The sequence below is a fragment of the Streptomyces sp. NPDC043867 genome (assembly GCF_056435845.1).
Window position 1 is genome coordinate 1 of sequence record NZ_JBWKDS010000077.1, and the last position, 11,643, is coordinate 11,643.

Below are 11,643 nucleotides of genomic sequence, written 5' to 3' on the forward strand. Positions count from 1 at the left end.
GGTGCAGTCCTAGACAGCTCCACCACACCGGAGGTCTTCGCCATGATCAAGCACCGGCGAGTGTCAACAACGCTCGTGATCAATACACCTAGGGCCTGTCTGACGATTCCCGTCTGACAGGCCCAGAGCCCGCTCGGGCCGGGTCACCGGGTGCCGTCGCGGAGTGGGCGAAGCCCCGGCCCCGAAGGTCCGGGGCCGGGGCTTCGCGCCGTCGTGCGGGGGTGGTGACTCAGATGCCGGCCGCAGCCGACAGGTCCTGCTTGATCATCGCCAGCAGGCCGGTCGCCCTGGTGCGTGCCTCGGGCAGGTCGGCGTGGCCGGCGACCGGCACCACGACCTCCAGGTAGCACTTCAGCTTCGGCTCCGTGCCGCTCGGGCGGACGATCACCCGGGCCCCGTCCAGCGTGTACCGCAGTCCGTCCGTCGGCGGGAGCGTCGCCGTGCCCCGCGTCAGGTCCTCGGCCTTCTCGACCGTCAGGCCCGCGAGCCGCGTCGGCGGCTGTTCGCGCAGGCGCCGCATCGCGCTCGCGATGACCGAGAGGTCCTCCACCCGGACGGAGAGCTGGTCGGTGGCGTGCAGACCGTACTCGACGGCGATGTCGTCGAGGAGGTCGAGCAGTGTGCGGCCCCGCTCCTTGAGCTCGGAGGCCAGCTCCGTGACGGCGAGGGCGGCGGTGATGCCGTCCTTGTCGCGTACGCCCCCGGGGTCGACGCAGTAGCCCAGCGCCTCCTCGTACCCGTACCGCAGGTTCTCGACGCGGGCGATCCACTTGAAGCCGGTCAGCGTCTCCTCGTACCCCACGCCCGCCTTCTCGGCGATCCGGCCGAGGAGCGAGGACGACACGATCGACTCGGCGAACGTGCCGCGCACGCCCCTGCGGACCAGGTGCTCGGCGAGCAGCGCGCCGACCTCGTCGCCGCGGAGCATGCGCCAGTCGGCGCCGTCCTTGACGGCCACGGCACAGCGGTCGGCGTCCGGGTCGTTCGCGATGATCAGGTCCGGCTCGCTCTCGCGCGCCTTCGCGAAGGCCAGGTCCATCGCGCCCGGCTCCTCCGGGTTCGGGAACGCGACCGTCGGGAAGTCCGGATCGGGTTCCGCCTGCTCGGCGACGAGCACGGGCTCCGGGAAGCCGGCCCGGGCGAAGGCGCCCAGCAGGGTCTCCTTGCCGACGCCGTGCATCGCCGTGTAGACGGTGCGGGCCGTGCGGGGCGAGCCGGGCGCGAGTACGGCGTCCGTACGGGCCAGGTAGGCGTCCAGGACGCTGTCGTCGAGGGTCTCCCAGCCGCTGTCCGGGCGCGGCACGTCGGCCAGGGAGCGCACGGCGTCGATCCGGGCCGCGATCTGCGCGTCGGCCGGCGGGACGATCTGCGAACCGTCGCCCAGGTAGACCTTGTAGCCGTTGTCGCGCGGCGGGTTGTGGCTGGCGGTGACCTCCACACCCGCGACCGCCCCGAGGTGCCGTATGGCGAAGGCCAGGACGGGCGTGGGCAGCGGCCGGGGGAGCACGGCGGCCCGCAGGCCGGCGCCCGTCATCACGGCCGCGGTGTCGCGGGCGAAGTCGGCGGACTTGTGGCGGGCGTCGTAGCCGATGACGACGAGGCCGTCGGTGCTGTCCTGCGCCTTCAGGTACGCGGCGAGGCCGGCGGCGGCCCGGATGACCACGGAGCGGTTCATGCGCATCGGACCCGCGCCGAGCTCGCCCCGCAGGCCGGCGGTGCCGAACTGGAGGGTGCCGCCGAAGCGTGCGGCGAGCTCGGTGACGTCCCCGGCCTCGATGAGCCCGGCGAGTTCCTCGCGGGTCTCCGCGTCGGGGTCCTCGGCCAGCCATGCCTCGGCCCGTGCGATGAGTTCGTCCTGCACGTGGGGTCAACCTCTCGTCTTCGTCTGCGTCGTACGTTGCCTTGTACCCCGGGGAGCCGCTGTTCCCCGAGCGCTCACTCCCCGGGCCCCGCCCGGCCCGGAAGACCTCGACTCGGACGGGGGCCGGGGCGGCGCTCCGGTGGTCAGATGCGGTCCAGCACCCGGGTGAGGAGCGCGCCCATGCGGGCGGCGGAGTCGCGGCCGGCCTGGAGGACCTCCTCGTGGTTGAGGGGCTCGCCCGTCATACCGGCGGCGAGGTTGGTGACGAGGGAGATGCCGAGCACCTCCGCACCCGCCTCACGCGCGGCGATCGCCTCGAGGACGGTCGACATGCCGACCAGGTCCGCGCCGATGACGCGGGCCATCCGGATCTCGGCCGGCGTCTCGTAGTGCGGGCCGGGGAACTGGGCGTAGACGCCCTCCTCCAGGCTGGCGTCGACCTCCTTGCACAGGGCGCGCAGCCGCGGCGAGTACAGGTCGGTGAGGTCCACGAAGTTCGCGCCGACGATCGGCGAGGTGGCCGTCAGGTTGAGGTGGTCGCTGATGAGGACCGGCTGGCCGGGGCGCATGCCCTCGCGCAGGCCGCCGCAGCCGTTGGTGAGCACGATCGTCTTGCAGCCGGCGGCCACGGCGGTCCGGACGCCGTGTGCGACGGCTGCGACGCCGCGGCCCTCGTAGTAGTGCGTGCGGCCCAGGAAGACCAGCGCCCGCTTGCCGCCGATGCGGTACGAGCGGATCTTGCCGCCGTGTCCCTCGACCACCGGCGGCGGGAAGCCGGGCAGCTCGGTGACCTGGAACTCGGCCTCGGGGACGCCGAGGGCGTCCACGGCCGGAGCCCAGCCGGAGCCCATCACGAGGGCGACGTCGTGGGTCTCGGCGCCCGTCAGTTCGCGCAGGCGCGCGGCGGCGGCGTCGGCGGCGGCGTAGGGGTCGCCCTGGATGTCGTCCGGAAGAAGAGATGCGTTCACGCGCATGAGGGTAGCCGGTCCGGGCCTACGCGCGTAGATGACAGAGCTCACGGTCCTGCGATCGTTGTCTTGTCGTTTCCGACGAAGAGAGGGATGAGCGGCGGCGGCGATGCCGCGGGGAACAGGGCCCGACGCGTGGCGCAGGCGCTCAGCAGGGGCGCTTGCGGAGTTCCATGACGTAGTCGTGCGGCGCGCCGGCCGACTCCGCCGCGTCGGCGATCTCACCGAGGTACCTGGCCGACGGCAGCCCGCCCTCGTACCCGTTCAGCACGTACACCCACGCGGGTTCCTCGCCCTCCAGGGTGTGCACCCGCACGCGCATGCGGCGGTAGATGTCGAGGCCGACGCCCTCCCAGCGGTCCATCGAGTCCTCGTCCAGTGGCGCGACGTCGTACAGCGCCACGAACACCTGGGAACGCGGTGCCTCGACGATCGTCGCCAGCGCGCCCTCCCAGCCCATGTGCTCACCGGCGAAAGTCAGCCGCCAGCCGTTCAGCCAGCCGGTGGCGCGCAGCGGCGAGTGCGGGGCGCGGCGCGTCATCAGCCGCGGGTCGAGATTGCCGGCGTACGCGGCGTAGAGCGACATGGGGTCGAGGGTACGGCAGCGACGACCCACGCCTCCCGTGTAACAGAAGTCCCTCGAATGCACGGACGGCGGCCCCCGGGCGGAAGCACCTTGGCGCGTGCGGGACAATGGAGTACGTGACTCGGATCGTGATCATCGGTGGCGGACCCGGCGGATACGAGGCGGCCCTGGTGGCCGCCCAACTCGGCGCGGAGGTGACCGTCGTCGACTGCGACGGTCTGGGCGGGGCATCGGTGCTCACCGACTGCGTGCCGTCGAAGACCCTTATCGCGACGGCCGAGGTGATGACCACCTTCGACTCGTCGTACGAGGAACTCGGCATCATCGTCGCCGACGACACCCCGCCGCTCGAGCAGGCCGCCCGGGTGGTGGGGGTCGACCTCGGCAAGGTCAACCGCCGGGTGAAGCGGCTCGCCCTCGCCCAGTCCCACGACATCACCGCCTCCGTGACCCGGGCCGGGGCACGCGTGCTGCGCGGTCGCGGGCGCCTCGACGGGCAGCAGGCCATGGACGGCTCGCGCAAGGTCGTCGTACGGGCCGTCGACGGGAGCGAGGAGACCCTCGTCGCGGACGCGGTGCTCATCGCGACCGGCGGGCACCCCCGTGAGCTGCCCGACGCGCAGCCGGACGGGGAGCGGATCCTGAACTGGACCCAGGTCTACGACCTCGACGAGCTTCCCGAGGAGCTCATCGTGGTCGGCTCCGGTGTCACCGGTGCCGAGTTCGCCGGCGCCTATCAGGCGCTCGGGTCACGCGTCACGCTCGTTTCCAGCCGTGATCGCGTGCTGCCGGGCGAGGACCCGGACGCCGCGGCCGTGCTGGAGGACGTCTTCCGGCGCCGCGGCATGAACGTCATGGCCCGTTCGCGCGCGCAGGCCGCCAAGCGGGTGGGCGACCGGGTCGAGGTCACGCTCGCCGACGGACGGGTCATCACCGGGTCGCACTGTCTGATGGCCGTCGGCGCCGTCCCGAACTCCACCGGCATGGGGCTCGAGGAGGCCGGGGTCAAGGTCAAGGAGTCCGGGCACATCTGGACCGACAAGGTGTCCCGGACGACGGCTCCCGGTGTCTACGCCGCCGGGGACGTGACCGGGGTCTTCGCCCTCGCCTCCGTGGCCGCCATGCAGGGCCGCATCGCGATGTACCACTTCCTCGGCGACGCGGTCACCCCGCTGAACCTGAAGACGGTGTCGTCGAACGTCTTCACCGACCCCGAGATCGCGACCGTCGGGTACACCCAGGCCGACGTCGACGGCGGCAAGATCGACGCGCGGTTCGTCAAGCTGCCGCTGCTGCGCAACCCCCGCGCCAAGATGCAGGGCATCCGCGACGGTTTCGTCAAGATCTTCTGCCGGCCGGGTACGGGGATCGTGGTCGGCGGTGTCGTCGTCGCGCCGCGCGCGTCGGAGCTGATCCACCCGATCTCACTCGCGGTCGACAACAATCTGACCGTCGAGCAGGTGGCGAAGGCGTTCACGGTGTATCCGTCCCTGTCGGGGTCGATCGCCGAAGTGGCCCGGCAGTTGCACACCCGGAAGAGTGCGGACGAGGGCTGACGCGGGCGTCCGGGGCTGACACGGGGCGTCCGCCCTGGACGCGGTCCGGCCGGGGCGGACCGGGGCGGGGCGGGGCCGGGCGGGCGAAGGTGAACGATGGGGGACGGGCCGGGGGTGGCGCGTATACCACTTCTTGTCCTGCTGTGCGAACAACTTCTGCTATTCGGCGCAAACTGCTGAAAGCAGACGGTCGTTGGGGTTACTGTCAGTTTCGTGTTCGCTGCAGAACGTCGCCAATTGATCCTCGAAATGGTGCGAGCGAACGGGGCCGTGTCGCTCCGTGAGCTCGCCCGCGTCGTCCAGACCTCCGAAGTGACCGTACGGCGGGACGTGCGCGCACTGGAGGCAGAAGGACTCCTCGACCGCCGGCACGGCGGTGCGGTATTGCCGGGCGGGTTCACGCGGGAGTCCGGCTTTCCGCAGAAATCGCATCTCGCGACCGCCGAGAAGACGGCCATCGCCGATCTCGCCGCGGGTCTCGTCGAAGAGGGCGAGGCCATCGTGGTGGGGGCGGGAACCACCACCCAGGAGCTGGCCCGCCGGCTCGCACGGGTGCCCGGTCTGACCGTCGTCACCAACTCCCTGCTGGTGGCCCAGGCGCTGGCCCATGCCAACCGCGTGGAGGTCGTGATGACCGGCGGCACCCTGCGGGGCTCCAACTACGCCCTCGTCGGCAGCGGGGCCGAGCAGTCGTTGCAGGGGCTCCGGGTGTCGCGGGCGTTCCTCTCGGGGAGCGGTCTGACCGCCGAGCGCGGGCTGTCGACGTCCAACATGCTGTCGGCGTCCGTCGACCGCGCGCTCGTGCAGGCGGCCGGGGAGGTCGTGGTCCTCGCCGATCACACCAAGCTCGGCACGGACACGATGTTCCAGACCGTGCCGACGGAGCTGATCACCCGGCTGGTGACCGACGAGCCGCCGGCGCACGACGACCGTGCGGCCACGGAGTTGCAGGCCCTGGCCGACCACGGGGTGCAGATCGTGGTGGCCGGGTCGGCGTCCTCGGCGTCCTCCGCGAACGGCGGGGGTGGCGCGGGGGGTGATGCGGGCCCGGCGGGGCGTCAGCCGCGCCGGGACATGCCGTTGCCCGGGCCGCGGCGGGGGCAGGTGCCGGGGGTGCAGTTGCGGAGCGCGACCGTGCTGGGGGAGCAGGCTCCGGGGGAGCGGGCCCGGGTGGCCGACTTGCGTCGTCGCTGACGGATTCTGGCGGGGGCGCCTTGACCGGGGGGTGCCTGGGCCCGGGGTGCCTGCGCCCCGGGGGTTGCTTGACCGGGGTGCCGTGCCCGGGGTGCCTGCGCCCCGGGGCTTTGGGCGGGGGCGCTTCGGCCCGGTGGGTGGGTCGGGGCCGCGCCGGTGCATCCGCCCGTTGCATGTCGGGCGTGTGCGTGGGTTGCGGGGTGGACCGGGGTTGTCTGCCCGACCTGCAACGGGCATTTGATGTACCGGCACGGCCCCTTCTGTGGGAGGGCGGCTGCTGGTCGTGCCGATTGCGGTGCGGGACCGGCTCGGCTCCCTCTGTGGGAGGGCGGGTGCGGACCGTGCCGATTGCGGTGCGGGACCGGCACGGCCCCTTCTACGGGAGTGCGGGTCGTGTCGGCGTGCCGCTGGGCGGTGACGCGGAAGCGCCCGGCGCCTGTGAACAGGGGCCGGGCGCTTTCTGGTGTCGGGGTCAGTCCTTGATGTCGCAGATGGGGGCGCCGGAGGTGAGGGAGGCGCCGACTTCGGCGGTGAGGCTCTTGATGGTGCCGGAGCGGTGGGCGTTGAGGGGCTGTTCCATTTTCATGGCTTCGAGGACGACGATCAGGTCGCCTTCGTTGACCTGCTGGCCTTCTTCGACGGCGACCTTGACGATGGTGCCCTGCATGGGTGAGGCGAGGGTGTCGCCGGAGGCGGCGGGGCCGGACTTCTTGGCAGCGCGGCGTTTGGGGCGGGCGCCGGCGGCGAGGCCGGTGCGGGCCAGGGACATGCCCAGGCTGGAGGGCAGGGACACCTCCAGGCGCTTGCCGCCGACCTCGACCACCACGGTCTCGCGGCCCGCTTCGTCGTCGGTCTCGGTCTCGGCGGGAGCGGTGAAGGCGGGGATGTCGTTGACGAACTGGGTCTCGATCCACCGTGTGTGGACGGTGAACGGCTCGGTGGAGCCGGTCAGTTCGGGAGCGAACGCCGGGTCCTGGACGACCTTGCGGTGGAAGGGGAGCGCGGTGGCCATGCCCTCCACGGTGAACTCCTGCAGTGCGCGGGCGGCGCGCTGCAGGGCCTGTTCGCGGGTGGCGCCGGTGACGATGAGTTTGGCGAGCAGGGAGTCCCACGCCGGGCCGATCACGCTGCCGGACTCCACGCCCGCGTCCAGGCGGACGCCGGGGCCCGAGGGCGGGGTGAAGGCGGTGACGGTGCCGGGGGCGGGCAGGAACCCGCGGCCGGGGTCCTCGCCGTTGATACGGAACTCCAGGGAGTGGCCGCGCAGGACGGGGTCGCCGTAGCCGAGTTCCTCGCCGTCGGCGATGCGGAACATCTCGCGGACCAGGTCGATGCCGGCGACTTCCTCGGTGACCGGGTGCTCGACCTGCAGACGGGTGTTGACCTCCAGGAAGGAGATCGTGCCGTCCGCGCCGACCAGGAACTCCACGGTGCCGGCGCCGACGTAGCCGGCCTCGCGCAGGATCGCCTTGGAGGAGGAGTACAGCTGCTCGACCTGTGCGTCGGACAGGAACGGGGCGGGGGCTTCCTCGACGAGCTTCTGGTGACGGCGCTGCAGCGAGCAGTCACGGGTGGAGACGACGACGACGTTGCCGTGGGTGTCGGCCAGGCACTGTGTCTCCACGTGGCGGGGCCGGTCCAGGTAGCGCTCGACGAAGCACTCACCGCGGCCGAACGCGGCGACGGCCTCGCGCACCGCCGAGTCGTACAGCTCGGGTACTTCCTCCAGGGTGCGGGCGACCTTCAGGCCGCGTCCGCCGCCGCCGAACGCGGCCTTGATGGCGATCGGCAGGCCGTGCTCCCGGGCGAACGCCACGACCTCCTCGGCCCCGGAGACCGGGTCGGGGGTGCCCGCGACCAGCGGCGCGCCGGCCCGCTGGGCGATGTGCCGGGCGGCGACCTTGTCACCCAGGTCCCGGATCGCCTGCGGCGGCGGTCCGATCCAGATCAGGCCGGCGTCCAGGACAGCCTGGGCGAACTCGGCGTTCTCCGAGAGGAACCCGTATCCGGGATGGACCGCGTCCGCTCCGGAGTCCTTGGCGGCCTGCAGCACCTTGGCGATGTCCAGATAGCTGGTGGCCGGGGTGTCACCGCCCAGCGCGAACGCCTCGTCCGCCACCCGGACATGCACAGCGTCCCGGTCCGGCTCGGCATAGACGGCAACGCTCGCGATCCCGGCATCCCGGCACGCCCGGGCCACGCGGACAGCGATTTCGCCACGGTTGGCGATGAGCACCTTGCGCACGATGGCTCCCTCCTTGAAACAAGCCGAGTTTAGGGACAGCCGACACGACCTTTCGACCCGTCCCCAATGGTGAGCTTGCCCACACGGAGCGTGATCCGAGGCTCGCTCGACCCACGAAAACCCTTGTCGCACCGTGGTACGAGGGAATCCTCCCGTGAACCCTAGCCCTCCGATGTGGTCAAGGTCTCTGTGAAAGCGTGCCGCGGCCCACAGGGTTTCTTTGTGGAGTCCCTACGAATGGCCCAATGATTCTTTGCCCTCCGCCGGGCTCTTGTCCCGAGGTTTACCCGTTAGTAGCGTTCACTTGTCTCGGACGTACTTGGGGTAACAGCACGCGGAAGTGGGTGGGGACCGGTGGTGCGCAGACCGGCGGCGTGGGTGGCGGCGATCGTGCTCTTCGTGGAGGCGGTCGGCATTGCGCTGCTGAACTGGTACCTCGGGATGGTCGTCGACCGGCAGGACATGTCCCTGGCCGGGCTCGACCCGCACAAGATGTCCGTCTCCTCGAAGGCCGGCGGGCTGGTCTTCGGTCTCTACTTCGCCATGTGCGGCCTGGCCGCGCTGCTGGTGGCCCTGCGCGACCGGCCCCCGGCCGGCATCGGCCGCATCCTGCTCATCAGCGCCGCCGTGGTGCACGCGCTGCTCGGCGCCTTCGCCGTGGGCCTGGTCGGCTGGAGCGCGTTCGCCTTCATGATGGCGGTGCTCGCCCTGATCGTGCTCGTCCTCATGGCGTACGACCGCCGGACGGTCCCGGTGGACGCCTCGCCGGAGAAGGGCGACGGCGGGGGAGCGCCGGTCCCGGCACCCCCGGCCCCCTCCACCACCTGATCACCTGTCGCGCGGCGCCCACAAGTCCGTGATGCCCACGCCCAGTTCGGCCAGCAGCCGGCGCACCGTGGGCAGGGAGATGCCGATGACGTTGCCGTGGTCGCCCTCGATGCCCTCGACGAACGGGGCCGAGCGTCCGTCGAGTGTGAACGCCCCGGCCACGTGGAGGGGTTCACCCGAGGCGACGTACGCGGCGATCTCGGCGTCGGTGGGCTCGCCGAAGCGGACCACGGTGGACGCGGTCGCCGAGACGTGGCGCCCGGTCGTCGTGTCGTAGACGCAGTGCCCGGTCTGGAGCGTGCCGGCCCGGCCGCGCATCGCCTTCCAGCGCGCGGTGGCCTCCTCGGCGTCGGCGGGCTTGCCGAGCGCCTCGCCGTCCAGGTCGAGGACCGAGTCGCAGCCGATCACCAGTGCGCCCCGCACCTCGGGACGCGCCGCGACCACGGAGGCCTTCGCCTCGGCGAGCGCGAGCGCGAGTTCGGCGGGGGTCGGGGCGGTGACGGTGTCCTCGTCGAAGCCGCTCACGATCACCTCGGGATCGAGACCGGCCTGTCGCAGCAGGCCGAGCCGGGCGGGGGACTGGGAGGCGAGCACGAGGCGGCGGCGCGGCTGATCGGTCATGCGGCCAGGGTATCGGCGTGGTCCCGGCGGGCGCGGCGCGGTCACCGCACGCCGAGGACGATCATCGCGAGCACCATGGCGAGCGCCATGAGGACGCCGAGGCGGCGCAGCTTGTTCTGCATGTCGCGCAGTTCCTCGGGCGGCTCGTTCTCGGGGTCGGACCACAGCATGTCTCCGATCGTGCGGTGGCGGAGGTTCCGGACGCCTGAGTACGCGTACTCAACTTCCCTAAATGGTTCCGAGGTTTCATTAAGTGTCACTGCCTGCTACCGTCAGGGGCGTCACTAAAGGAACCTCGGTCCCTTTTAGGGAGGGAACTGCATGTTCACCACCGCCTGGACCGCGTCGCCCCAGCGCCCCGCGGAGGGCTTCACCCCCAACCGTTCGCGAGAAGGCTTCTGGCGTCAGTCGCTGCGCCAGACCGTCCGCGTCACCGCGGCCGGCGACCGCCTCCGGGTCCGCCTCTCCCACGCCTACGGGGCCTCGCCGCTGCGGATCGCGGGCGCCACGGTCGCGCGTACGGCCGCGGGAGCCGCCGTCGAACCGGGTTCGCTCCGGCGGCTGACCTTCACGGGGGCGGACGCCGTCGTGGTGCCGGCGGGCGGCAGCGCCGTCAGCGACCCGGCGCGGCTCACGCTGGAGGCGGGACAGTCACTGACCGTCACCCTCCACTTCGACGCCGTCACCGGCCCCGCGACCTTCCACGCCCAGGCCTTCACGACGGGATACCGGGGCGCGGGCGACCGGCTGGAGGACGTCACGGGCGACGGCTTCGACGAGAGCGACGAGTCCTGGTACTTCCTGACGGCCGTGGAGGTCGACGCGGGCCGCGGCGACGCCGTCGCGCTCTTCGGGGACTCCCTCACCGACGGCTTCGGTTCGACACCGGACGCCGACCGCCGATGGTCCGACGCGCTCGCGCGGCGCACCGGACGGCCCGTGCTCAACGCGGGCATCGGCGGCAACCTGCTGCTCAACGACTCGGCCTGGTACGGCGAGAGGGGCGTCCACCGGCTGGCCCGCGACGTCCTCGACCATCCCGGCGTCGACACGCTCGTCGTCCTGCAAGGGCTGAACGACATCGGCTTCAGCGAGACCGGCGAACAGCCCACCTACCACCCGGCCCCGGTCGTCGAGGCCGGCGAACTGATCGACGGCTACCGCTCGTTGATACGGCAGGCCCGCGCCCGGGGCCTGCGGGTGATCGGCTCGACCCTGCTCCCGTTCGGCGGCTCCGACCACTGGGGCGAGCACGCGGCGAAGGTGAGCCACGAGGTGAACGAGTGGATCCGCTGCGCCGGGGAGTGGGACGCGGTGGTGGACCTGCGCGGGGCCCTCGCCGACCCGGCGGACCCGGACCGGCTGCACCCCGCGTACGACTTCGGCGACCACCTGCACCCGAACGACGCCGGATACGAGGTGATGGCCGAAGCCGTCGCGGAACTCCTCTGAAGGACCAGGCCCTAACCGGGCCAGTAGGTGCGGCCCCATGCCTTCGGGCCGGGGGCGGGCACGCGGCGGGACGCCACCCGTGCCGGGTCCGCCCACGCCTCGGGCTCGCGGGGCGCGCCGGACGGCGTGTCCGCCGCCGCGGCGCGCACGCGGACCACCGCCAGTGCGGCGGCCAGCTCCTCCGGGGTCGGATTGCCCCGTACGACCTTGATCGTCATAACCGCTCCCAGGGGGCCTAGAGGGGGATGTTGCCGTGCTTCTTCGGGGGCAGGGACGCCCGCTTGGTCCGCAGCTGGCGCAGGCCCCGTACGACGTGGGCGCGGGTGTCGGAC

Annotated in this window: 11 protein-coding genes; 4 read left to right on the top strand and 7 right to left on the bottom strand. The window is 72.0% G+C overall.

Going from position 1 to position 11,643, the window contains the following annotated elements:
* Window positions 1-229 precede the first annotated feature (229 nt).
* From AC069T_RS37690 to AC069T_RS37700, 3 genes are all read right to left on the bottom strand, one after another.
* Window positions 230-1,861, bottom strand: coding sequence for a phospho-sugar mutase (locus tag AC069T_RS37690; RefSeq protein ID WP_478787038.1), 1,632 nt, complete (start codon window positions 1,859-1,861; stop codon window positions 230-232).
* Between the two features lie 143 nt (window positions 1,862-2,004).
* The gene (locus AC069T_RS37695) at window positions 2,005-2,829 is read right to left on the bottom strand and encodes a purine-nucleoside phosphorylase (RefSeq protein WP_358854923.1); all 825 of its coding nucleotides are present in this window, start codon (window positions 2,827-2,829) and stop codon (window positions 2,005-2,007) included.
* A gap of 148 nt (window positions 2,830-2,977) precedes the next feature.
* Window positions 2,978-3,415: a gamma-glutamylcyclotransferase family protein gene (locus tag AC069T_RS37700; RefSeq protein WP_121405665.1), complete on the bottom strand. Its 438-nt coding sequence runs from the start codon at window positions 3,413-3,415 to the stop codon at window positions 2,978-2,980.
* 107 nt (window positions 3,416-3,522) lie between these two features.
* Between AC069T_RS37700 and AC069T_RS37705 the strand changes: the two genes are divergently transcribed.
* A complete protein-coding gene (locus AC069T_RS37705; RefSeq protein ID WP_476754426.1) occupies window positions 3,523-4,971 on the top strand; it encodes an NAD(P)H-quinone dehydrogenase in 1,449 nt (482 codons plus the stop codon).
* A gap of 213 nt (window positions 4,972-5,184) precedes the next feature.
* Window positions 5,185-6,165: a DeoR/GlpR family DNA-binding transcription regulator gene (locus tag AC069T_RS37710; protein ID WP_478787039.1), complete on the top strand. Its 981-nt coding sequence runs from the start codon at window positions 5,185-5,187 to the stop codon at window positions 6,163-6,165.
* Window positions 6,166-6,637: 472 nt separating this feature from the next.
* Here the strand turns inward: AC069T_RS37710 and AC069T_RS37715 are convergent, their stop codons facing one another.
* Window positions 6,638-8,410 carry an acetyl/propionyl/methylcrotonyl-CoA carboxylase subunit alpha gene (locus tag AC069T_RS37715; protein WP_478787040.1) on the bottom strand — a complete coding sequence of 591 codons (1,773 nt, stop codon included), beginning with the start codon at window positions 8,408-8,410 and terminating at the stop codon, window positions 6,638-6,640.
* Window positions 8,411-8,764: 354 nt separating this feature from the next.
* On the opposite strand from AC069T_RS37715, the gene AC069T_RS37720 reads away from it, so the two are divergent.
* Window positions 8,765-9,238 carry a hypothetical protein gene (locus tag AC069T_RS37720; protein WP_478787041.1) on the top strand — a complete coding sequence of 158 codons (474 nt, stop codon included), beginning with the start codon at window positions 8,765-8,767 and terminating at the stop codon, window positions 9,236-9,238.
* Here AC069T_RS37720 and AC069T_RS37725 read toward each other — a convergent pair whose 3' ends face one another.
* Complete coding sequence (locus AC069T_RS37725) at window positions 9,239-9,859, bottom strand: Maf family protein (RefSeq protein ID WP_478787042.1); 621 nt, start codon at window positions 9,857-9,859, stop codon at window positions 9,239-9,241.
* 41 nt (window positions 9,860-9,900) lie between these two features.
* Entirely contained in the window at window positions 9,901-10,029 is a 129-nt protein-coding gene (gene mmpB / locus AC069T_RS37730; RefSeq protein WP_478787043.1) for a morphogenic membrane protein MmpB, read from the bottom strand.
* Window positions 10,030-10,180: 151 nt separating this feature from the next.
* On the opposite strand from mmpB, the gene AC069T_RS37735 reads away from it, so the two are divergent.
* Window positions 10,181-11,311, top strand: coding sequence for an SGNH/GDSL hydrolase family protein (locus AC069T_RS37735; RefSeq protein ID WP_478787044.1), 1,131 nt, complete (start codon window positions 10,181-10,183; stop codon window positions 11,309-11,311).
* An 11-nt stretch (window positions 11,312-11,322) separates the two neighbouring features.
* On the opposite strand, the gene AC069T_RS37740 is transcribed toward AC069T_RS37735, so the two are convergent.
* On the bottom strand, window positions 11,323-11,529 hold the full coding sequence (locus tag AC069T_RS37740) for an acyl-CoA carboxylase epsilon subunit (RefSeq protein ID WP_476752578.1): 207 nt from the start codon (window positions 11,527-11,529) through the stop codon (window positions 11,323-11,325).
* Between the last annotated feature and the right edge of the window lie 114 nt (window positions 11,530-11,643).